The sequence below is a fragment of the Pseudomonas protegens genome (genome assembly GCF_003363755.1).
Taxonomy (GTDB): Bacteria; Pseudomonadota; Gammaproteobacteria; order Pseudomonadales; family Pseudomonadaceae; genus Aquipseudomonas; species Aquipseudomonas danubii.
The window spans coordinates 5,342,789-5,365,169 of the sequence record NZ_CP031396.1; the positions used below are offsets into that span (position 1 = coordinate 5,342,789).

22 protein-coding genes are annotated in these 22,381 nt (G+C 60.2%); all 22 read left to right on the forward strand.

The annotated features are described in order from the left end of the window. The first annotated feature begins 12 nt into the window (after window positions 1-12). The 22 genes from pseF to DWF74_RS24260 all read left to right on the forward strand — a co-directional run bounded on the left by pseF (window position 13) and on the right by DWF74_RS24260 (window position 22,370). On the forward strand, window positions 13-720 hold the full coding sequence (gene pseF / locus DWF74_RS24155) for a pseudaminic acid cytidylyltransferase (RefSeq protein ID WP_115581858.1): 708 nt from the start codon (window positions 13-15) through the stop codon (window positions 718-720). Further along, entirely contained in the window at window positions 717-2,222 is a 1,506-nt protein-coding gene (gene pseG, locus DWF74_RS24160) for a UDP-2,4-diacetamido-2,4,6-trideoxy-beta-L-altropyranose hydrolase (RefSeq protein WP_115581859.1), read from the forward strand. Before pseF ends, pseG begins: the two co-directional genes overlap by 4 nt. Beyond that, complete coding sequence (pseI, locus tag DWF74_RS24165; protein ID WP_115581860.1) at window positions 2,215-3,267, forward strand: pseudaminic acid synthase; 1,053 nt, start codon at window positions 2,215-2,217, stop codon at window positions 3,265-3,267. The genes pseG and pseI overlap by 8 nt, the downstream gene beginning before the upstream one ends. Before the next feature lie 231 nt (window positions 3,268-3,498). Beyond that, on the forward strand, window positions 3,499-4,425 hold the full coding sequence (locus DWF74_RS24170; protein WP_102864035.1) for a ketoacyl-ACP synthase III: 927 nt from the start codon (window positions 3,499-3,501) through the stop codon (window positions 4,423-4,425). Window positions 4,426-4,507: 82 nt separating this feature from the next. Beyond that, window positions 4,508-5,797 carry a motility associated factor glycosyltransferase family protein gene (locus tag DWF74_RS24175; protein WP_115581861.1) on the forward strand — a complete coding sequence of 430 codons (1,290 nt, stop codon included), beginning with the start codon at window positions 4,508-4,510 and terminating at the stop codon, window positions 5,795-5,797. After that, entirely contained in the window at window positions 5,794-6,063 is a 270-nt protein-coding gene (locus DWF74_RS24180; protein ID WP_102864033.1) for a hypothetical protein, read from the forward strand. The genes DWF74_RS24175 and DWF74_RS24180 overlap by 4 nt, the downstream gene beginning before the upstream one ends. A 243-nt stretch (window positions 6,064-6,306) precedes the next feature. Continuing rightward, complete coding sequence (locus DWF74_RS24185) at window positions 6,307-7,158, forward strand: flagellin domain-containing protein (protein ID WP_102864032.1); 852 nt, start codon at window positions 6,307-6,309, stop codon at window positions 7,156-7,158. A 73-nt stretch (window positions 7,159-7,231) separates the two neighbouring features. Continuing rightward, window positions 7,232-7,603, forward strand: a complete 372-nt coding sequence (locus DWF74_RS24190; protein ID WP_102864031.1) for a flagellar protein FlaG — start codon at window positions 7,232-7,234, stop codon at window positions 7,601-7,603. 82 nt (window positions 7,604-7,685) lie between these two features. Beyond that, window positions 7,686-9,131, forward strand: coding sequence for a flagellar filament capping protein FliD (fliD, locus tag DWF74_RS24195; protein ID WP_102864030.1), 1,446 nt, complete (start codon window positions 7,686-7,688; stop codon window positions 9,129-9,131). A gap of 129 nt (window positions 9,132-9,260) precedes the next feature. Then, entirely contained in the window at window positions 9,261-9,656 is a 396-nt protein-coding gene (gene fliS / locus DWF74_RS24200; RefSeq protein ID WP_102864029.1) for a flagellar export chaperone FliS, read from the forward strand. A gap of 11 nt (window positions 9,657-9,667) precedes the next feature. Next, window positions 9,668-9,964 carry a flagellar protein FliT gene (locus DWF74_RS24205; protein ID WP_102864028.1) on the forward strand — a complete coding sequence of 99 codons (297 nt, stop codon included), beginning with the start codon at window positions 9,668-9,670 and terminating at the stop codon, window positions 9,962-9,964. A gap of 170 nt (window positions 9,965-10,134) precedes the next feature. Continuing rightward, the gene (locus DWF74_RS24210; RefSeq protein ID WP_011059970.1) at window positions 10,135-11,610 is read left to right on the forward strand and encodes a sigma-54 dependent transcriptional regulator; all 1,476 of its coding nucleotides are present in this window, start codon (window positions 10,135-10,137) and stop codon (window positions 11,608-11,610) included. A gap of 128 nt (window positions 11,611-11,738) precedes the next feature. Next, window positions 11,739-12,932: a sensor histidine kinase gene (locus DWF74_RS24215; protein WP_162884116.1), complete on the forward strand. Its 1,194-nt coding sequence runs from the start codon at window positions 11,739-11,741 to the stop codon at window positions 12,930-12,932. 5 nt (window positions 12,933-12,937) lie between these two features. Beyond that, the gene (locus DWF74_RS24220; RefSeq protein ID WP_102864026.1) at window positions 12,938-14,344 is read left to right on the forward strand and encodes a sigma-54-dependent transcriptional regulator; all 1,407 of its coding nucleotides are present in this window, start codon (window positions 12,938-12,940) and stop codon (window positions 14,342-14,344) included. A 129-nt stretch (window positions 14,345-14,473) separates the two neighbouring features. Further along, window positions 14,474-14,800 (forward strand): flagellar hook-basal body complex protein FliE, encoded by a 327-nt coding sequence (gene fliE, locus DWF74_RS24225; protein WP_102864025.1) that lies wholly within the window; start codon window positions 14,474-14,476, stop codon window positions 14,798-14,800. A gap of 15 nt (window positions 14,801-14,815) precedes the next feature. Beyond that, complete coding sequence (gene fliF / locus DWF74_RS24230) at window positions 14,816-16,603, forward strand: flagellar basal-body MS-ring/collar protein FliF (protein ID WP_102864024.1); 1,788 nt, start codon at window positions 14,816-14,818, stop codon at window positions 16,601-16,603. Next, a complete protein-coding gene (fliG, locus tag DWF74_RS24235; protein ID WP_011059975.1) occupies window positions 16,596-17,615 on the forward strand; it encodes a flagellar motor switch protein FliG in 1,020 nt (339 codons plus the stop codon). Before fliF ends, fliG begins: the two co-directional genes overlap by 8 nt. Window positions 17,616-17,624: 9 nt before the next feature. Further along, window positions 17,625-18,461: a flagellar assembly protein FliH gene (gene fliH / locus DWF74_RS24240; RefSeq protein ID WP_102864023.1), complete on the forward strand. Its 837-nt coding sequence runs from the start codon at window positions 17,625-17,627 to the stop codon at window positions 18,459-18,461. After that, entirely contained in the window at window positions 18,451-19,809 is a 1,359-nt protein-coding gene (gene fliI, locus DWF74_RS24245) for a flagellar protein export ATPase FliI (protein WP_102864022.1), read from the forward strand. Before fliH ends, fliI begins: the two co-directional genes overlap by 11 nt. A gap of 6 nt (window positions 19,810-19,815) precedes the next feature. Next, window positions 19,816-20,265: a flagellar export protein FliJ gene (fliJ, locus tag DWF74_RS24250; RefSeq protein ID WP_102864021.1), complete on the forward strand. Its 450-nt coding sequence runs from the start codon at window positions 19,816-19,818 to the stop codon at window positions 20,263-20,265. Between the two features lie 87 nt (window positions 20,266-20,352). Continuing rightward, window positions 20,353-20,658 carry an STAS domain-containing protein gene (locus tag DWF74_RS24255; RefSeq protein WP_011059979.1) on the forward strand — a complete coding sequence of 102 codons (306 nt, stop codon included), beginning with the start codon at window positions 20,353-20,355 and terminating at the stop codon, window positions 20,656-20,658. A 5-nt stretch (window positions 20,659-20,663) separates the two neighbouring features. Continuing rightward, window positions 20,664-22,370: an ATP-binding SpoIIE family protein phosphatase gene (locus DWF74_RS24260; protein ID WP_102864020.1), complete on the forward strand. Its 1,707-nt coding sequence runs from the start codon at window positions 20,664-20,666 to the stop codon at window positions 22,368-22,370. Window positions 22,371-22,381 lie beyond the last annotated feature (11 nt).

Below are 22,381 nucleotides of genomic sequence, written 5' to 3' on the forward strand. Positions count from 1 at the left end.
GGAGCCAGGCCAGTGAATTGTGTGGCGTTGATTCCTGCCCGAGGCGGCAGCAAGCGTATCGCGCGCAAGAACCTCAGGGCCTTTGACGGCGTGCCGATGCTCGCTCGCTCCATCGACAAGGCATTGAGTTGCGGATTGTTCCAGCGAGTGGTGGTCAGCACCGACGATCCAGAGATCGCCGAACTGGCGCTCGCCTGTGGCGCCGAGGTGCCATTTATTCGGCCGCAGTCCCTGGCAGATGACTTCACCGGCACGGCAGCGGTGATTGTCCATGCCCTGCAGGCGTTGCAGGAGCAGGGGCAGGTGTTTGAGTACGCGTGTTGTATCTACGCCACCGCGCCCTTGCTGCAGGTGCGTTATCTGCGCCAGGGGCTGGAGACGCTGGTGCAGCACCCGGACAAGGCGTTCGCCTTCTCGGTATGCAGCTTCGGCTTTCCCGTGCAGCGGGCGCTGACTCTCGATGAGCAAGGGGCGCTCAATGCCCTGTACCCGGAATTTCGCCAGAGCCGTTCCCAGGATCTGCCACCGGCCTATCAGGATGCCGGGCAGTTCTACTGGGGCAGGAGCCAGGCCTGGCTGGAGGGGGAGGTGCTGTTCTCGCCCCGCAGCCTGCCGGTGATCCTGCCCCGTCATCTGGTGCAGGACATCGATACCGAAGAGGACTGGCAGCGAGCTGAATACCTGTATGCCGCGCTGAAGGCCGCAGGAGAGCTGGAGTGAGGGTGCTGATTCGCGCCGACGCGTCGCCGGCCATCGGCAGTGGCCACGTGGCCCGCTGCCTGACCCTGGCCCAGGAACTGCGCCGTCAGGGCGCTGATGTGGCGTTCGCCTGTCGGCGTCTGCCCGGTCATCGCCTGGAGGCGCTGCGGGCCGAGGGCTTCCAGGCCTTTGAATTGCCGGAGTGCTACGTCGGCGAGCATCCAGAACTGGGAATCGAGGCGCCCTTGCCCTGGCAGGCGGACATTACCGCGCTGCAGCTGGCATTGGCCTCTCAGCCGGCCTTCGACTGGGTGCTGGTGGATCATTACGGCCTTGATCATCAATGGCAGAGCGCCGCTCGCCAATGGGCGCCGAGGATTGCCGCGATCGATGATCTGGCCAACCGCAAGCATGCCGTGGACCTGTTGCTGGACCAGAATTTCAGCGGCAGTGCCCAGGCTTATTCCGGATTGCACGATGCGTCGTGCCGGACCCTGTTCGGTCCGCACTACGCCTTGCTGCGCGAAGAGTTCCGCCGTCCACCGATATCGATCCGGCCACAGGCGCGGCGCTTGCTGGTGAACTTCGGCGGCTTCGATGCCGCCGGTCAGACCCGCAAGGCCATGTTGGCGCTGCTGGAATTTCACGATCTGCAGGTGGACTTCGTCGCCGGCAGCGGCAACCCGGACTGGCAGGCCATGCAGGCCCTGGCTGCCGAACGGCCGCACTGGCGACTGCACAGCTATGTGAAGGATTTTGCCGGGCTGTTGGCCGAGGCCGACCTGTGCCTGGGCGCGGGGGGCGGTACCAGCTGGGAGCGGGCGGTATTGGGCGTGCCTACGCTGTGCATCACCGTGGCCGCTAACCAGGAGGCCAATGCCCGGTTGCTGGCCGAGGCGGGTGCCCACTTGTACCTGGGGGCCTGTGAGCAGGTCAGCGTGGAGCAGGTGCGCCAGGCCCTGAGCCTGTTGCTGGGCAATCCGGGGCTGCGGCATAGCCTGTCTCGCCGGGCCCGCGAGCTGGTGGATGGTCGGGGCGTGCAGCGAGTGGCGGCGGCGTTGTTCACAGCAGTACTGCGCTTGCGTCCGGCGACTGTGGAGGATGCCCGGCTACTGTTCGACGGGCGCAATGCTGAGCCTGTCAGGCGTTGGTCCCTGCAGCCTGAGGCGCTTGAGTGGCCGGACCATGTGCGCTGGCTGGAGGCCGCTGTGAGAGATCCGCAGCGGCTGTTGCTGATAGCGGAAACAGCCGCGGGGGCCGTGGGGGTGCTGCGCTATGACCGCCAAGGCGTTCAGGTGGATGTGTCGATCTACCTGTTTGCCGAGCACCTGGGCTTGGGCTGGGGGCGGACGCTGCTGGAGCAGGGCGAGGCTTGGCTGATGCGCCATTGGCCCGATGTGCAGCGTCTGGGGGCTAGGGTGCTGGCAGAGAATCAGGTTTCGCTGACATTGTTTCGCCGGGCCGGCTATTGCCAGGCGCCCTGTGAATTCACCCGTGTGTTGAAGGAACATCTGGATGACTAGTTTCAAGATCGGCTCGCGCTGCGTGGGCGCGGGTGCGGCGCCGTTGATCATCGCCGAGATGAGCGGCAACCATAATCAGTCACTGGATGTGGCCCTGCAGATTGTCGAGGCCGCAGCCAGGGCCGGTGCCCATGCCCTGAAGTTGCAGACCTACACCGCCGACACCATGACCCTGGACCTGGATCAGGGCGAGTTTTTCATCAAGGACCCGGACAGCCTTTGGGCCGGTTCATCGCTATACGACCTGTACCAGCGTGCCCATACGCCATGGGAGTGGCACGAGCCGATCTTCGCTCGGGCACGTGAGTTGGGCATGCTGGCGTTTTCCACACCGTTCGACGAGAGCGCGGTGGACTTTCTCGAGAGCCTCGACGTTCCGGCCTACAAGATCGCCAGTTTTGAGAACACCGACCTGCCGCTGATTCGCCAGGTCGCTGCCACCGGCAAGCCGCTGATCATTTCCACCGGCATGGCCAGCATCGCCGAGCTGGACGAAAGCGTGCAGGCCGCCAGGCAGGCCGGCTGTCGGGATCTGGTATTGCTCAAGTGTACCAGCACCTATCCGGCTTCGCCGGCCAACAGCAACCTGCTGACTATTCCTCATCTGCGGGAACTGTTCGGCTGTGAGGTGGGCTTGTCCGATCACAGCATGGGGGTTGGGGTCTCGGTGGCTGCTGTGGCCCTGGGCGCCACGGTGATCGAAAAGCACTTCACCCTGGACCGTTCGGCCGGTGGGGTCGACGCCAGTTTTTCCCTGGAGCCAGGGGAGTTGGCCAGCCTGGTGGTGGAAACCGAGCGGGCCTGGCAGGCCATGGGGCAAGTGCGCTATGGCGCTACTCAGGCCGAGAGCAAGTCGCTGATGTACCGCCGGTCGTTGTATGTCACCCGGGACATGCAGGCCGGGGAGCTGTTCAGTGCCGACAACGTGCGGGCAATCCGTCCCGGGCTGGGGCTGGCTCCCAAGCACTACGATGCGCTGCTCGGCCGTCGTGCGCGTCAGGCCCTCAAGCGCGGCACGGCACTGGACTGGGCGCTCATCGAATAGGCCTTTGTGTGGCTGATTCGGCAAAATAGCGTGACCTGTGAGTCATAACGTGCATCTTCACTGTATTGTATTGCCCGGGAAGATGGCGCCAGCCCTGCGTGACAGGACCCGTGATAGCCCTTGGTTCTTCCCGATGCCGTTGTGTTCGGCGCAAGTATCTGTGTTTCTTTCGGCAGCCCCTGCTCAGTGACTGAGCGGGGGTATTGAGCTGTTTATTATTGGGAAGCCGTAATGATTGGCATAAAAAGCATTGCGAGCTACGTGCCTGTAGCCGGCGTGGACAATTACGCACAAGGTGCAAAATTCGCCAAGGATGAAGATTTCATCCTGGGCAAGATTGGTTCTGCTTTTTTGCCGCGCAAAGACGACGGGCAAGAGACTTCCGATCTGTGTGTCGAAGCGGTCAATGCCCTGTTCGCCAGCAACCCGGAACTCAAGCGCGAAGCTATCGACGTATTGATCGTGGTCACCCAGAACGGTGACGAGGAGGGGCTGCCTCACACTGCCGCGATCGTTCAGGACAAACTGGGCCTGCCGACGACAGTCGCGGCTTTCGATATCTCCCTGGGCTGTTCCGGGTATGTCTACGGTATCTATGCCATCAAGGGCTTCATGGAAGCTGCGGGCCTGAAAAACGGCCTGTTGGTCACCGCCGATCCCTATTCGAAGATCGTCGATCCCGAAGACCGCAACACCACCATGCTGTTCGGCGATGCCGCCACCGCCACCTGGCTGGGTGAGGGCGCGACCTGGCAGTTGGGCAAGGCCAAGTTCGGCACCGATGGCTCCGGTGCTCCGCACCTGAAAGTCAGCGACGGCGTGTTCTTCATGAATGGCCGCCAGGTGTTCAACTTCGCGCTGCTCAAGGTGCCTGCCCACCTGCACGAGTTGCTGGCCGAGTCGGGCTTGCAGCCGGACGATATCGATGCGTTTTGCATTCACCAGGGCAGTGCTGCGATTGTCGACGCCGTGGCCCGGCGCTTTGAGGGCGATCCGGACAAGTTCATCAAGGACATGGTGGAAACCGGTAATACGGTTTCCTCGAGCATTCCGCTGTTGCTGGAAAAACACATGTTCGATTCCAGCTGGAAGCGCGTTGCCTTGAGTGGTTTCGGCGTTGGCTTGTCCTGGGGGTCGGCGATCATCTATCGCTCCTGACGCTCAGCTTCCAGCGGCACACGTAGCGCTCAAGGTGTAATCTTGAGCGCTATTTTTTTGCGCGAGTGATAAGCGAGGCAGCATGAGCGACAGCTTGGAACACAATGCCCGGGTTTTGGGCGAGCGCTGGCCGGTGCTGCTGGAGCGGCTGCTGGCTGAAGACAGTGGTGCGCTGCAGGCCGATCTGGTTGAGGGGCTGGGCTCGACCCTGAGCATTGCAGGTATTCAGCTCACCAGTCGTCATGATCGCACCCGTGAGGCGCATACCCAGGCCGCCAGCCTGCCTGAGGCGCCGGTCCTGCATCTGTACGGCTGTGGCTTGGGGGATCTGCAACGGGCGTTGCTCCAGCGGCCGGAGCTGAAGCGCCTGTACGTGCACATCCTCAATGGCGCGGTGTTCAGGCTGGTGCTGCAACTGCTTGATCAGCAGGACTGGCTGGCCGATCCGCGGGTCGAGTTGCTGTATGCCGGCGATCTGTCAGAGATTCAACTGCCGTTCTTTGCCCTGCCAGCCGAGTTGGTGCTGGCCGATGATTACAGCGCGAAGATTCGTGATCGGCTGATCAGCGAGACCCATCTGTCCTTCAACAATCGTCTGTTCTCGGCCGATACGCCGGATATCGCCGCGCGTCTGGCCACCATCGAACCTTGGGTTCGGGCAGATCGAGATGTTGCCGAACTGTTCGATCTTCATCCTGGGCGCGAGGTGTTCGTGATCGCTACGGGACCAAGTCTGGAACAGCATTACCCGGCATTGCGGGCCGTGGCCGGACAACCTGAGCGGCCGTTGTTGATCTGTGTGGATACAGCCTATCTGCCTCTGCTCAAGCAAGGCATCCGGGTGGACCTGGTGGTCAGTATCGATCAGCGAATCTCCACGCGTCACCTGCCGGGCCAGGGTAGTGAAGGCGTCACCCTGGTCTATATGCCTCTGGCGGACCCGCTGGTTCTTGAAGGGTGGCAAGGGCCGCGGTATGTGGGCTATTCCTCCAGTCCGGTATTCCAGGCGTTGCGCCAGCGGCTGCCGCGGGCGCAGTTGCATGCCGGAGGCAGCGTGATTCATCCGGCCGTGGATCTCGCGGTGAAGATGGGAGGCAGGCGGATCACTCTGTTTGGTGCTGATTTCGCTTTTCCTCAGAATCGTACTCACGCCGGTTGGCAGGACGGTGAGCTCGGGCCTCAGGCCGGCGTGGCCCGGCATTGGGTGATGGACGGTTACGGGCAGCGGGTCAAGACTCAGCTCAACTTTCGCAGCTATCTGTGCGAGCTGGAGCGTTACATCGCGAGTCGGCCTGAAGTGGCGTTCTTCAATACCAGTCGCAGTGGCGCGATGATCCTGGGCGCCACCTTCCATGGGGACTTTGTTCAATGACGCGACTTGAGCCTGTGTTTGATCGTGCGCGGGAAGTTGCCGATCTGTTCCGGCTGGGCCGGGATGTAGAAGCTGTAGGGGGCATGGTGGAGTTGTTCGAGCCCATACAGTTGTGGGTGGACAGTGCGCCGGTTTCGGTTCAGCAGGACTGGGCTCGGCTGCTGGGCCTGATGCTGGCCTGCCAGGAAATGCAGAACTGGTTGGCTCTGGCTGATTATCTTGAATATGAAATGTTGGATTGGCTGCAGGTTGGGCTCGACGGTTGACGGGGTATCCCATCTGAGGGCTCAAAGTTGGTTTTTGCGTGGGTTTTCTGGCGTCATTTTTTCGCTTGTTGATGGGCTTAACCCCTTGTTTTCCAAGGGGTGGCAGGGTGATGGCAAATATTTTTGAAAAAGCCCTAAAGCAACTTGCATTGGCGACGATAACTATTACGAAGGTTCTCTAGGCCATTACCCGGCGGTTGCCAGGGCCGGAAGCCGCAGTACCCAACCAACGAGGAATTCGTCATGGCTTTAACAGTAAACACTAACGTCACGTCGTTGAACGTTCAGAAGAACCTGAACCGCGCTTCCGACGCTCTGTCGACTTCGATGACTCGCCTGTCTTCCGGCCTGAAAATCAACAGTGCAAAAGACGACGCCGCCGGCCTGCAGATCGCTACCCGTATGACTTCGCAGATCCGTGGTCAGACCATGGCTATCAAGAACGCCAACGACGGTATCTCCATCGCCCAGACCGCTGAAGGCGCGATGCAAGAATCCACCAACATCCTGCAGCGTATGCGTGAACTGGCTGTTCAGGCACGAAACGACTCCAACGGTACTCAAGACCGTGTTGCTCTGAACAAAGAATTTGCTCAGATGTCGGACGAACTGACCCGTATCGCCAAGTCGACCAACCTGAACGGCAAGAACCTGATCGACGGTACTGCTGGCACCATGACCTTCCAGGTTGGTTCCAACACTGGCGCTACCAACCAGATCACCATCACTCTGGCCAGCGGCTTTGACGCTGCAACCCTGAGCGTGGGCTCCGCAACCATCGCCATTACCGGTACTGACAGCACCACTGCTGAAGCCAGCACCAAAGCTGCCATGGACGCCATCGACAAGGCGCTGCAGACCATCAACTCCAGCCGTGCCGACCTCGGTGCTGCCCAGAACCGTCTGACCAGCACCATCTCCAACCTGCAGAACATCAACGAAAACGCCAGTGCTGCACTGGGTCGTGTACAAGATACCGACTTCGCTGCTGAAACTGCCCAGCTGACCAAGCAGCAGACTCTGCAACAAGCTTCGACCGCAGTTCTGGCCCAGGCCAACCAACTGCCGTCCGCTGTACTGAAACTGCTTCAGTAATAGCTGGCTAAGCTTTGGCGGGGGAGTGCGCTGGTCGTGCTCTCTCGCTTTTTTACTTTAAGAGGTGATGGACATGGATATGAGCGTGAAGCTGAACTTGTCTTATCCAGCGGCCAAGCCAGTGACGCCCGTTGCTGACAAGCCCGTGGAGAAGCCTCGAGAGGTGGTGCCTGCTGTGGTTGAAGTTGCCAGTCAGGACAGCAAGAAAGACGCTCAGACCGAGCAGGATAAGTTGAAGATGGCCGTTCAGGAAATCGAGAAATTCGTCCAGTCGGTCAAGCGTAATCTGGAGTTTTCGATCGACGAGCCCTCCGGCCAGGTTGTGGTCAAGGTGATTGCCAGTGATTCGGGTGAGGTGGTTCGTCAGATCCCCAACGAAGAAGTGCTGAGATTGGCCAATAGCTTGAATGACGCCAGCAGTCTGCTGTTCAGCGCGAAAGTCTGATAGCTGGCATGAAACTTGTTGCTGTGTTCTTTTGGACGTTGTATTGGTCAAAAGTCCGGCGGCACACTGAAGGGAGAAACACATGGCAAGTCCAATTCTACCGGGTACCGGTCTGGGTTCCGGCCTCGACACCGGTGCTATCGTCAAGGCGTTGGTTGCGGCTGATAAAGCGGCCAAGCAGGGTCAGATCGACCGTGCAACTGCCAGCAACAGTGCGAGCATTTCCGGTATCGGCACCTTGCAATCGCTGTTGTCGACTTTTCAGAGCACCCTGTCGGTCACAGGGCTTGGAAGTTCGGTCAATCCCTCCTTTGCCGGCTTTGCGGCGACCTCCAGCGACAATAAAATTGTGGATGCCACAGCCGACAACTATGCGGTAGCTGGCAAGTACACTGTTGAGGTGTCCAACCTTGCAACTTCGTCAAAAGTGGCCAGTAAGGCTTTTGCCGGAGGAAATACCAGTGCCATTCCGAGTGGTACGTTGAACATCACTCAAAATGGCATTAACTATCCGCTGACGATCGGCGCAAATGCGACATTGCAGTCGGTGCGTGACTCGATCAACGCCGACTCCAAGATGGCCATGTCCGGAATCAGTGCCAACATTGTGACTGACTCGTTCGGCTCGCGTTTGGTGATTGGCTCTGACAAGACCGGTGCGGGCTCTGATATTTCTGTCAGCGGTATCGCCGGGTTGGAAATTGACGGCACCCAATCCATGGGGGCGGGCGCCGCGGCATCGGGCAACATTGGTGGGCTGGCCAAGGATGCGGTTTTCAAAATCGATGGTATGCAACTGACCAGCAAGACCAATACCGTCACTCAGGCTGTTTCCGGTCTCAAGCTCAACTTGTTGGCCCCGACACAGACCGATAAGCCGATCACTATCACTGTTGCGACCAATACAGAAGGTCTGAAAACTTCGATTCAGAAGTTTGTCGATGCCTATAACGCCGTGGCCAATGGTATTTCGACCCTGACCAAGCCCTCGCTGGACGACGACGGCAAGCTGACGGTCCCAGCTCAGTTGACCGGTGACGCTCTGCCTCGTTCGATTCTGGCGGCGATTCGTGCGCCGTTGTCGGAAGTGGGGGCGGGTGACAAGTTGACGGTGCTGGCGCAGTTGGGGATTACCACCAACCAGAAGACTGGCGCCCTGGACTTCGACGATAAGAAGTTCACTGCCGCCATGACCGATAAAAAGCTCGGTGGCGAGGTGCAGAAGCTGTTTTCCGGTGATGGCACCAATCCGGGCCTGCTTGATCGTATGACTTCCGCTATCAAGCCGTTCACTCAGGGCGTAGGCAGTATGACCGAGGGGATTCTCACCACTCGGACCAAGACCCTGGATATCACCAAGAAAAAGCTCAGCGATCAGCAGGAAGCTCTGGATCGCCGTGTGGCGACGCTGACCGCGGTACTGACCAAGAAGTACAACGACATGGATACTTTGGTGGGCAAGTTGAAGGCCACCGCCAGTAACATCACGTCGATGTTCGAAGCATTGAACGCACAGAAAAAAGGCTAATATCCAGCCTGCGCCAAAAGCCCGGCAGCGTTTTTTCAGCGCTCCGGGCTTTTGCATTTGATCTAAAGTTTTTTGACGTTGCGTCGATACATTGCTTATACGAACCCTTGATTTTTGAAGAGGTATCACATGAATCCGATGTTAGCCCTTCGGCAGTACCAGAAGGTGGGTGCACAGGCACAGACCTCAGAAGCCAGTCCGCATCGTCTGGTACAGATGTTGATGGAAGGCGGTCTGGATCGTATTGCGCAGGCCAAGGGCGCGATGGAGCGCAAGGATATCGCCAACAAGGGCGTGTTCATCGGCAAGGCCATTGGCATCATCGGTGGCTTGCGTGAGGGGCTGGACCTGGAAAACTCCATGGATACCCTGGGGGATCTGGATGGTCTCTACACCTACATGATGAAGCGTCTGACTGAAGCCAATATCAAGACCGATCCGAAGATTCTCGATGAGGTCGCTGATCTGCTGCGTACGGTCAAGGAAGGCTGGGATGCCATCGCTGCACCGGGTCCGCAGTTCTAAGGAGGAACACCATGAGTGCTGTCCTGCAACGCATCGAAGAAACCCGCGAAGCCCTGGTTGGTGCCTTGGCTGAGCGCAACTGGCAAGCCATTGGCGAGTTGGATCTTGCCTGCCGTTCGTGCATGGAAGATGTGCTTGGTGAGGCTCAGGTTGACGAGGTCGCCTTGCGGGACAATCTGGAGGAGTTGCTGGGTGTTTACCGGCAGCTGCTTGAGGTGGCAACCGGTGAGCGTCAGGCAATAGTCGACGAGATGTCGCAGATCACCCAAGCACAGAACGCAGCAAAGGTTTACCATTTGTTCGGTTAATGTTGAGTTAATCCGAACGTTGCGCGCCATAAATTTGACTGTGCACGCATTTTTGACTTAACTAGTGGCTGTTTTCAGATTTCAGGCGTCTATAAGGCAGAAAATGCCTAAAGCGCGTCTAGCTTGCCCCTCATTCTGGGCATTGAGTTGACTAGGGAAGTTGCTATTGCATGTGGCGTGAAACCAAAATTCTGCTGATCGATGACGATAGCGTGCGCCGCCGCGACTTGGCGGTGATTTTAAATTTTCTCGGTGAAGAAAATTTACCCTGCGGTAGCCATGACTGGCAGCAGGCTGTCGGCTCTTTGTCGTCAAGTCGTGAAGTAATTTGCGTCCTCATTGGGACTGTAAATGCTCCTGGTGCGCTTTTGGGCCTGTTAAAGACACTCTCAACCTGGGATGAGTTCCTTCCGGTTTTGTTAATGGGCGAAAATTCTTCCATCGACTTGCCAGAAGACCAGCGTCGTCGAGTGCTTTCCACTCTGGAAATGCCTCCTAGCTACAGCAAGTTGCTTGACTCCCTGCACCGTGCCCAGGTCTATCGTGAAATGTACGATCAGGCCCGCGAGCGCGGTCGTCACCGCGAGCCCAACCTGTTTCGCAGTCTGGTAGGCACCAGTCGTGCGATCCAGCACGTGCGGCAGATGATGCAGCAAGTGGCGGATACCGATGCCAGCGTGCTGATCCTTGGTGAGTCCGGGACCGGCAAGGAAGTGGTAGCTCGTAACCTGCACTACCATTCCAAGCGTCGTGACGCGCCATTCGTTCCGGTCAATTGCGGAGCCATTCCTGCAGAGTTGCTGGAAAGCGAGTTGTTCGGCCATGAGAAGGGCGCATTTACCGGGGCCATTACCAGTCGTGCCGGGCGCTTTGAGCTGGCCAACGGTGGCACCCTGTTCCTCGACGAAATCGGTGATATGCCGCTGCCAATGCAGGTCAAGCTGTTGCGGGTGCTGCAGGAGCGTACCTTCGAGCGCGTAGGTAGCAACAAGACCCAGGGTGTCGATGTGCGAATCATCGCAGCCACCCATAAAAACCTTGAAAGCATGATTGAAGTGGGCAGTTTCCGTGAGGATCTGTACTACCGCCTCAACGTTTTCCCCATCGAGATGGCGCCGTTACGTGAGCGAGTGGAAGACATTCCGTTGCTGATGAACGAGTTGATCTCGCGCATGGAGCATGAGAAACGCGGTTCGATCCGCTTCAACTCCGCGGCCATTATGTCCCTGTGCCGGCATGGCTGGCCGGGTAACGTCCGCGAACTGGCGAACTTGGTGGAGCGCATGGCGATCATGCATCCGTACGGCGTGATCGGTGTGGTCGAGCTGCCCAAGAAGTTTCGCTACGTCGATGATGAAGACGAGCAGTTGGTGGACAGTCTGCGCAGTGACCTGGAAGAGCGCGTGGCGATCAATGGCCATGCGCCGGACTTTGCTGCCACCGCCATGCTGCCGCCGGAAGGCCTGGATCTGAAGGATTACCTCGGTAGCCTGGAGCAGGGTCTGATCCAGCAAGCGCTGGACGATGCCAATGGTATTGTGGCTCGAGCCGCAGAACGCCTGCGCATTCGTCGCACCACCCTGGTGGAGAAGATGCGCAAGTACGGCATGAGTCGTCGTGAAGGTGATGAACAGGCGGATGATTGACGCCTGTTTTTCAAGTTGTTGAAAAAAGGGCGGTTTTTTTTAGGCACGGGTATTGCTAAGTCTCTTGCAACGTTCCGTTTAACTGACGGTCAGCCACGCGAGAAAGCACGATGCCCCAAGCCGCCCAGATGTCTCCTGTCCCTGATACTTCGGGGCAATCGTCGTCCGTAGAGCAGGCAAGCCGGCTGGGTCTTGAGCAGGCCTTCGCCTTGTTCAACCAGATGTCGAGCCAACTTACTGACTCCTACAGCATGCTTGAGGCTCGGGTGACTGAGCTCAAGGGCGAGTTGGCTGTGGTCAGTGCCCAGCGGATGCAGGAGCTGGCGGAAAAAGAGCGTCTGGCCAACCGTCTGCAAAACCTTCTCGACCTGTTGCCCGGTGGCGTCATCGTCATTGATGGCCAGGGTATCGTCAGCGAGGCCAACCCGGCGGCGTGTGATTTGCTGGGGCTGCCGCTGGAAGGGCAGTTGTGGCGCAACATCATCGCCCGCAGCTTTGCTCCCCGCGAGGATGACGGTCATGAAATATCCCTGCGCGATGGCCGGCGCCTATCGATCGCTACCCGCTCACTGGATGCCGAACCCGGGCAACTGGTGCTGCTTAACGATTTGACTGAAACCCGTCATCTGCAGGATCAACTCGCCCGTCACGAGCGCCTGTCCTCCCTGGGCAAGATGGTCGCTTCTCTGGCGCATCAGATTCGCACGCCGCTCTCGGCGGCCCTGTTGTATGCCAGTCACCTCACCGAGCATGAACTGCCAGTGGCCACTCATCAGCGTTTCGCTGGGCGCCTCAAGGAGCGACTGCACGAGCTGGAGCACCAGGTGCGCGACATGCTGGTGTTCGCTCGTGGTGAGCTGCCTCTCACTGATCGCCTGACTCCCAAGTCGCTGCTGCAATCACTGCAGGCCGCGGCCCTGACCCATGTCCAGGATGTTGCCGTGCGCTGGCAGTGCGACAGTCATCAGGGAGAGTTGCTGTGCAATCGCGACACCCTGGTGGGTGCCTTGCTCAACCTGATCGAGAATGCCGTGCAAGCCAGTGCCGGCGCGGCGCGGCTCAAGGTGCACCTGTACAGTCGTGGTGACACCCTGCGGCTGTGCATCAGTGACAGCGGTAGTGGCATCGATGCGGCGGTGCTGGAGCGTCTGGGAGAGCCGTTTTTCACCACCAAGGCCAATGGGACCGGACTTGGCCTGACGGTGGTCAAGGCGGTGGCTCGTGCGCATCAGGGAGAATTGTCGCTGCGTTCCCGTCCTGGGCGCGGTACTTGTGCGCTGGTGACATTGCCTCTGTTCTCCAGTGCTCATGGAGTGGAGTGAAGGTAATGGCAATCAAGGTTCTACTGGTTGAAGACGATCGCGCGTTGCGCGAGGCCCTGGCGGACACTCTGCTGCTGGCCGGCCATGACTACAAGGCGGTCGGCAGTGCGGAAGAGGCGCTGGAAGCGGTCGCCGTGGAGTCCTTCAGCCTGGTGGTCAGCGATGTCAACATGCCTGGCATGGATGGTCATCAGTTGTTGGGTCTGTTGCGTGCCCGCCAACCGCAGTTGCCGGTGTTGCTGATGACTGCCCATGGCGCCGTCGAGCGAGCCGTGGAGGCCATGCGTCAAGGCGCTGCCGATTATCTGGTCAAGCCCTTTGAGCCTCGTGCCCTGCTGGAATTGGTGGCGCGCCATGCCCTGGGTTGCCTGGGGGCGGGCGAGGATGAGGGGCCTGTAGCCTTTGAGCCGGCCAGTGCGCAATTGCTGGAACTGGCCGCGCGCGTGGCCCGTAGTGATTCCACTGTGCTGATTTCCGGCGAGTCCGGTACAGGCAAGGAAGTGCTGGCACGTTACATCCACCAGCATTCCCATCGAAGTGCCCAGCCCTTTATCGCCATCAACTGTGCGGCGATTCCCGACAACATGCTCGAAGCCACCCTGTTCGGGCATGAGAAGGGTTCTTTCACGGGGGCTATCGCCGCGCAGCCCGGCAAGTTCGAGCAGGCCGACGGCGGCACTATTCTCCTGGACGAAATTTCCGAAATGCCCCTGGGGCTGCAGGCGAAGTTGCTGCGGGTGTTGCAGGAGCGTGAAGTGGAACGGGTGGGGGCGCGTAAACCTATCGCTCTGGATATCCGGGTAGTGGCCACCACGAACCGCGACTTGGCAGGAGAGGTGGCGGCCGGACGCTTCCGCGAGGATCTGTATTACCGTCTTTCGGTGTTTCCTCTGGCCTGGAGACCTTTGCGCGAGCGTACCGCCGATATCTTGCCGCTGGCCGAGCGTCTGCTGGCCAAACACGTCAATAAAATGAAACATGCCGCCGCCAGGCTCTCGGCTGAGGCGCAAGCATGTCTGCTGGCCTATCCATGGCCGGGCAACGTCCGGGAGTTGGACAACGCTTTGCAGCGGGCATTGATCCTGCAGCAGGGCGGCCTGATCCAGCCGGAAGATTTCTGCCTGGCCGGGCCGGTGGCCTGTGCACCCCTGCCGGCTCTGGCTCCTGCCGGTCAGTCGGCGTTGCGCGGCGTGGTCGGCGAGGATGAGGGCGTGCCTCAGGAGTCGGGTGGCCTGGGGGATGATCTGCGGCGCCGGGAATTTCAGATGATCATCGATACCCTGCGTTCCGAGCGTGGGCGGCGCAAGGAGGCGGCGGAGCGTCTGGGGATCAGTCCGCGCACCCTGCGTTACAAATTGGCGCAGATGCGTGACGCCGGAATGGACGTCGAGGCCTATCTGTTTGCGACCTGATGACTGATATGCAAAGTCCTGGATGGGCTTTTGTTGAGTTGGGCCATGGAGCTGGCACCCTTGTTGCTAACACCTCACTAACCGCACGGTGAGCGTCAAAAAATTGCGGGTCGTCAGAGAGAGTAGACCATGAGCCAAGGTGTTGAATTTAATCGGTTGATGCTGGATATGCGGGCCATGCAAATGGACGCGATGTCGCAGCCTAAATCCGCCGCAGTGGCAGAGGTCAGCGGCAGCAGTTTCGCTGACATGCTTGGCCAGGCCGTGAACAAGGTCAACGATACCCAGAAGGCGTCCAATCAGTTGGCCAGTGCCTTCGAGATCGGCAAAAGCGGTGTGGACCTGACGGATGTGATGATTTCCTCGCAAAAGGCCAGCGTGTCTTTTCAAGCCTTGACCCAGGTTCGTAACAAGCTGGTTCAAGCGTATCAAGACATCATGCAGATGCCGGTTTAAGGACGAGATTGAGTCATGGCAGAAGCAGTCGCCGATAACGTACCGGCCAAGGCCACCCCGATAGACGGTAAACCGCCGCTGTTCGGTTTGTCCTTCCTGGAAAACCTGTCCCAGATGACCATGCTGCGTCAGGTTGGCCTGTTGGTAGGCCTGGCCGCCAGCGTGGCGATCGGCTTTGCCGTGGTGCTGTGGTCTCAGCAGCCCGATTACCGGCCGCTGTACGGCAGCCTGGCCGGGATGGACGCCAAGCAAGTCATGGACACCCTGGCTTCTGCCGACATTCCTTACACCGTCGAGCCCAACTCCGGTGCCTTGCTGGTCAAGGCCGATGACCTGTCTCGTGCCCGCCTTAAACTGGCTGCCGCCGGTGTGGCACCGGGTGACGGCAACGTCGGCTTCGAGATCCTTGATAAAGAGCAAGGCCTGGGCACCAGCCAGTTTATGGAAGCGACCCGTTATCGTCGCGGCCTGGAAGGTGAGCTGGCCCGCACAATCTCCAGTCTGAACAATGTCAAGGGCGCCCGGGTGCACCTGGCGATTCCCAAAAGCTCGGTGTTCGTGCGCGACGAGCGCAAGCCCAGTGCTTCGGTGCTGGTAGAACTGTATTCCGGCCGCTCCCTGGAGCCAGGCCAGGTCATGGCCATCGTTAACCTGGTGGCTACCAGCGTCCCCGAATTGAGCAAGTCCCAAGTCACAGTGGTCGACCAAAAGGGCAATCTGCTCTCCGATCAAGCGGAAAACTCCGCGCTGACCATGGCCGGCAAGCAGTTCGACTACAGTCGTCGCCTGGAGGGCATGCTGACCCAGCGGGTGCACAACATCCTGCAGCCAGTGCTGGGCAACGATCGTTACAAGGCTGAGGTCTCGGCGGATGTCGACTTCAGCGCCGTTGAATCCACTTCTGAACAGTTCAACCCGGACCAGCCGGCCTTGCGCAGCGAGCAGTCGGTCAACGAGCAGCGCTCCAGCAGCAATGGTCCGCAAGGCGTTCCGGGTGCTCTGAGCAACCAGCCGCCTTCGCCGGCTTCGGCGCCGCAAACCACCGGTGGTGCTACCGCCGCCGCAGGCATGGTGCAGCCAGGTCAGCCGCTGTTGGACGCCAACGGTCAGCAGATCATGGATCCGGCTACCGGCCAGCCGATGCTGGCACCGTACCCGTCGGACAAGCGTCAACAATCCACCAAGAACTTCGAGCTCGATCGTTCCATCAGCCACACCAAGCAGCAGCAGGGGCGTCTCAATCGCCTGTCGGTAGCGGTGGTGGTGGATGATCAGGTCAAGGTCAACCCGGCCAACGGCGAAACCAGTCGCGCTCCCTGGAGCGCCGATGAATTGGCGCGCTTCACTCGTCTGGTGCAGGACGCAGTGGGCTTCGATGCCAGCCGTGGCGACAGTGTCAGCGTAATCAACGTGCCGTTCTCCGCCGAGCGCGGGGAAGTGATCGCCGACATTCCGTTCTACTCGCAGCCGTGGTTCTGGGACATCGTCAAGCAAGTGCTGGGCGTGTTGTTCATCCTGGTGCTGGTGTTCGGCGTGCTGCGCCCGGTGCTCAACAACATCACTGGCGGCGGCAAGAACAAGGAACTGGCAGGGCTGGGCAGCGACGTCGAGCTGGGCGGCATGGGCGGCCTGGACGGCGAGCTGGCCAACGACCGCGTCAGCCTGGGCGGTCCGCAAAGCATTCTGCTGCCGAGCCCGAGCGAGGGTTATGACGCTCAGTTGAACGCAATCAAGAGTCTGGTGGCTGAAGACCCGGGTCGTGTGGCTCAGGTCGTGAAAGAGTGGATTAATGCAGATGAGTGATAACCGAGCCGCTACCGCCAAACTGACCCGGGTCGACAAAGCCGCGATTCTGCTGCTGTCCCTGGGTTCCACCGATGCCGCGCAAGTGCTGCGCCACATGGGGCCCAAAGAGGTTCAGCGTGTGGGTGTGGCCATGGCGCAAATGGGCAACGTGCACCGTGAGCAGGTCGAGCAGGTGATGAGCGAGTTCGTCGACATTGTCGGCGATCAAACCAGTCTCGGCGTCGGTTCCGATGACTACGTGCGCAAAATGCTGACCCAGGCCCTGGGCGAAGACAAGGCCAACGGCCTGATCGACCGTATCCTCCTGGGTGGCAACACCAGTGGCCTGGACAGCCTGAAGTGGATGGAGCCACGGGCCGTGGCCGACGTGATCCGTTACGAGCACCCGCAGATCCAGGCCATCGTGGTGGCTTACCTCGATCCGGATCAGGCCGGTGAAGTGCTGGGCAACTTCGACCACAAGGCGCGCCTGGACATCATTCTGCGGGTTTCCTCGCTCAATACTGTGCAACCAGCGGCCCTGAAAGAGCTGAACCAGATTCTCGAGAAGCAATTCTCCGGCAACTCCAACGCGTCCCGTACCACCTTGGGCGGTATCAAGCGCGCAGCCGACATCATGAACTTCCTCGACAGCTCGATTGAAGGCCAGCTCATGGACTCGATCCGCGAAGTCGACGAAGACCTGTCTGGCCAGATCGAAGACCTGATGTTCGTGTTCAACAACCTGGCCGATGTCGATGACCGCGGTATCCAGGCCCTGTTGCGCGAAGTGTCTTCCGATGTCCTGGTTCTGGCCCTCAAGGGGTCGGACGAAGGGGTCAAGGAAAAGATCTTCAAGAACATGTCCAAGCGTGCGGCGGAGCTGCTGCGCGACGACCTGGAAGCCAAGGGCCCGGTTCGCGTCAGCGACGTGGAAACTGCGCAGAAGGAAATCCTCACTATTGCCCGCCGTATGGCCGAAGCCGGAGAGATTGTTCTCGGTGGGAAGGGCGGCGAAGAAATGATCTAAGGTCGCTTTATGTCGTCCAGCAGTGATGAGTCCCAAAGCGAACTGATTCGTGCCCGGGACGTCGAGGGTTTTGACGTCTGGGCACTGCCCAGTTTCGATCCCGAGCCGCCCGAGCCTGAGCCGGAGCCTGAAGAGGTGCCGGAAGAAATCGAGGAAGTGCCGCTGGAAGAAGTCCAGCCACTGACCCTGGAAGAGCTCGAGAGCATTCGCCAGGAAGCCTATAACGAAGGTTTCGCCACCGGCGAGAAGGAAGGCTTCCACAGCACCACGCTCAAGGTTCGCCAGGAGGCTGAAGTCGCCCTGGTCGCCAAGTTGCAGGCGCTCGAACAGTTGATGGTCAATTTGTTCGAGCCCATCGCCGAGCAAGATACGCAGATCGAACAAACCCTGGTGGATCTGGTCAAGCACGTCACCCGGCAGGTGATCCAGCGTGAGCTGGTAATGGATTCCAGTCAGATCGAACACGTCATGCGCGAGGCCCTCAAGCTATTGCCGCTGGGGGTTGGCAATGTACGTCTTTATGTCAATCCGCAGGACTTCGAGCAGGTCAAGAGCCTGCGCGAGCGGCACGAGGAAAGCTGGCGCATCGTCGAGGACGAGGCGCTGCTGCCCGGAGGTTGCCGAGTCGAGACCGAGCACAGTCGCATCGACGCCAGCATCGAAACCCGGATCACCCAGGCCTTGGATCAACTGTCCGATCAGTTGCATGAGCAGTCGCTGCACCCGGCGGCTGCGGACCTGAGCCTGGACCTCGGCCCAAGGACTCCGTCGGCGCCGGATGTCGACGCTGCAGAGTCCAGCGTTCCAGAGCAGGCCGAGCCTGCGGAGCACCCCGATGCGCCTTGAACGCACCAGTTTCGGCAAGCGCCTGGAAGGTTACGCTGAGGCCGTCAAGCTACCAGGTCAGCCGATTCTTGAAGGCCGCCTGCTGCGCATGGTCGGCCTTACTCTTGAAGCCGAGGGCCTGCGCGCCGCCATGGGCACCCGTTGCCTGGTGATCAACGATGACAGCTATCACCCGGTTCAGGTCGAGGCGGAAGTCATGGGCTTTTCCGGGAGCAAGGTGTTCCTGATGCCGGTGGGCAGCGTGGCCGGGATCGCTCCTGGTGCTCGGGTTGTCCCTCTGGCTGATACCGGGCGCCTGCCCATGGGCATGGCCATGCTCGGGCGTGTGCTGGATGGCGCCGGACGCGCTCTGGATGGCAAGGGCGGCATGCGTGCCGAGGACTGGGTGCCGATGGACGGTCCTACCATCAACCCCCTCAAGCGCGACCCCATCAGCCAGCCGCTGGATGTGGGCATTCGCAGCATCAACGGTTTATTGACGGTAGGTCGCGGCCAGCGCCTCGGTCTGTTCGCCGGTACCGGCGTGGGCAAGAGTGTGCTGCTGGGCATGATGACTCGCTTCACCGAGGCCGACATCATCGTGGTCGGGCTGATCGGCGAGCGGGGTCGTGAGGTCAAGGAGTTCATCGAGCACATTCTCGGTGAAGAGGGGCTCAAGCGTTCAGTGGTGGTGGCTTCGCCAGCGGACGATGCGCCGTTGATGCGTTTGCGGGCGGCGATGTACTGCACGCGGATCGCCGAGTATTTTCGCGACAAGGGCAAGAACGTCCTGTTGCTGATGGATTCCCTGACCCGTTTCGCCCAAGCCCAGCGGGAGATCGCTCTGGCCATTGGCGAGCCGCCGGCCACCAAGGGTTACCCGCCTTCGGTGTTCGCCAAGCTGCCCAAGCTGGTGGAGCGGGCCGGTAATGCCGAGGCCGGTGGTGGCTCGATTACCGCGTTCTATACCGTGCTGTCCGAGGGTGACGATCAGCAGGACCCGATCGCCGACTCGGCTCGGGGCGTGCTCGACGGGCATATCGTGCTGTCCCGGCGCCTGGCCGAAGAAGGGCATTATCCCGCCATCGATATCGAGGCCTCCATCAGCCGGGTCATGCCGGCGGTGATCAGCCCCGACAACATGGCTCGGGCGCAATACTTCAAGCAGTTGTGGTCGCGTTATCAGCAGGCTCGGGACTTGATCAGCGTTGGCGCTTACGTCGCCGGTGGCGATCGCGATACCGACACCGCAATCTCCCTGCAGCCGGCGATGGTTGCCTACCTGCGCCAGGGCCTTAACGACAACGTCAGCCTGGGTCATAGCCAGACCCACCTGGAAATGCTTTTCGCTCCAGCGACGGGGGGCTAACCGGCCATGGCCGACAGCCGTGCGGCGCGTCTGGCGCCGGTGGTGGACATGGCGGAAAACGCCGAGCGTACCGCTGCCCAGCGTCTGGAGTACTTTCACGGCCAGGTGCGTGTGGCCCAGAGCAAGCTCGGGGACCTGGAGCGTTTTCGTGGCGACTACCAGGAGCAGTGGGTCGAGCGCGGCAAGCTCGGCGTCAGTGGTCACTGGTTGATGAACTACCAGTATTTTCTCAGTCAGCTGGATACCGCCGTGGCCCAGCAGCGGCAAAGCCTTGCCTGGCATCAAAACAACCTCGATCGCGCGCGCGAGGCCTGGCAGCAGGCTTATGCCCGGGTGGAAGGGCTGCGCAAGCTGGTGCAGCGTTACATTGATGAGGCTCGAGCGCTTGAGGACAAGCGCGAACAGAAGCTGCTGGATGAACTTTCCCAGCGTCTGCCCCGTCAGAACCCTTATTGAGAGCGCTCATTTTTCGTCCGCAGGTTGTTCGCCGGGTCAGTGGGTGCTAAACCTTTTAAACGTCGTCAATGACAAGGAAGCAGTCACATGTCGGTCGTTACAGAAATATCCCCGGACGGACAAAAACTCACGATTTCCATCAGGGGGCGCTTCGATTTCGGGCGCCACCAGGAGTTTCGTGAATCCTATGAGCGCCTGAACCGGACGCCGGAGTCCATTGTGGTGGACCTCAAGGAAGCCACCTACCTCGACAGCTCGGCCCTGGGCATGCTGTTGCTGTTGCGTGATCATGCCGGTGGCGACAATGCCGATGTCCGGGTGATCAACAGCAACTCGGATGTGCGCAAGATCCTTGCCATCTCCAATTTCGACAAGCTTTTCGACATCAGTTGAGCGGTATGCGCTCGATGACCGAGCCCCTGTGTGTGCTGATCGCCGAAGATGGCGCGGCGGACCGCTTGCTGCTGTCTGGCATTATCCGGCGCCAGGGGCACCAGGTGCTGGCGGCCAGTAATGGGGCCGAGGCCCTGGCGTTGTTCGAGCAGCAGCGTCCGCACATAGTGCTGATGGACGCGATGATGCCGGTGATGGACGGCTTTGAGGCGGCGCGACGGATCAAGACCCTGGCGGGCGAGACCCTGGTGCCGATCATCTTCCTCACCTCCCTGAGTGAAGGGGAGGCGCTGGCTCGCTGTCTGGAGGCAGGTGGCGACGACTTTCTGGCCAAGCCCTATAACCCGGTGATTCTGGGGGCCAAGATCAACGCCATGGACCGTTTGCGGCGCCTGCAGGAAACCGTGCTGGCGCAGCGGGACCAGATCACTCGTCACCACGATTACTTGCTCAACGAGCAACGGGTGGCCAAGGCGGTGTTCGACAAGGTCGCCCACTCCGGTTGCCTGGATGCGCCGAACATCCGCTACCTGCAGTCGCCTTACGCGCTGTTCAATGGCGATTTGCTGCTGGCGGCCTACACCCCGGCGGGTGACATGCATGTGCTGTTGGGGGACTTCACCGGTCATGGATTGCCAGCGGCGGTGGGGGCCATGCCCCTGGCCGAGGTGTTTTATGGCATGACCGCCAAGGGTTACGGGCTGCCGGAAACCCTGCGGGAGATGAATGCCAAGCTCAAGCGCATTCTGCCGGTGGATATGTTCTGTTGTGCGACCCTGCTGTGCCTGAGTACCCAGCGACGGTCAGTGGAGGTGTGGAATGGCGGCATGCCCGAGGGGTATCTGTATCGTCATGCCGGCAGTGCGCGTACGCCCCTGGTGGCGCGACATCTGCCCCTCGGGGTGCTGAGTGCCGAGGCTTTCGAAGATCGCACTGAAGTGTTCCCCATGGCGCCGGGGGATCGGGTATTCCTGCTGTCCGATGGGGTGATCGACACCTGCAACACCGCCGATGAGTTGTTTGGTGTGGAGCGGTTGCACCGGGTGTTTGCCGCCAACCGCGAGCAGGAGCGACTGTTCGAGGAGATTCAGCAGGCCCTGGAGGACTTTGGTGGCAGTGCCCGGGACGATGTGAGCATGGTCGAAGTCGGCTTGCCAGAATTTCCCAGGCTGGCGCCGCCGGCCCCGGTGTACTCCGACAGCGGCCAGTCCTGTCCGCTGGATTGGTCGGTGAGCTTCGAGTTCCGCGCCGCTACCCTCAAGCGCTTCAATCCTTTGCCGTATCTGTTGCAGTTGTTGCTGGAGGTGCACGGCCTGCGCTCCCAGAGCGGGGCTCTGTACAGCGTGCTGGCCGAACTCTATTCCAATGCCTTGGAGCACGGTGTGCTCAAGCTCGACTCCCGGCTTAAACGGGATGCCGAGGGCTTCAGTCGCTATTACCGCGAGCGATCCGTGAGGCTGGCGGAGCTAGAGGATGGCTTTGTGCGGGTGCATTTGCAGGTGCAGCCTCTGGAGGCGGGAGGGCGCCTGATAGTGCGGGTCGAAGACAGTGGCGAGGGCTTCGATGTCGCGGCGATCCTGGCTCGGCCCAACGATACCGGGCGCTTGTCGGGGCGCGGTGTCAGCCTGATCCGACAGATGAGTCGCCAGGCGGAGTGGGCGGACGATGGGCGCAGTGTCTGCGTGGAGTTTTCCTGGGAGGCTCTGGCATAATCCTGGGGTTC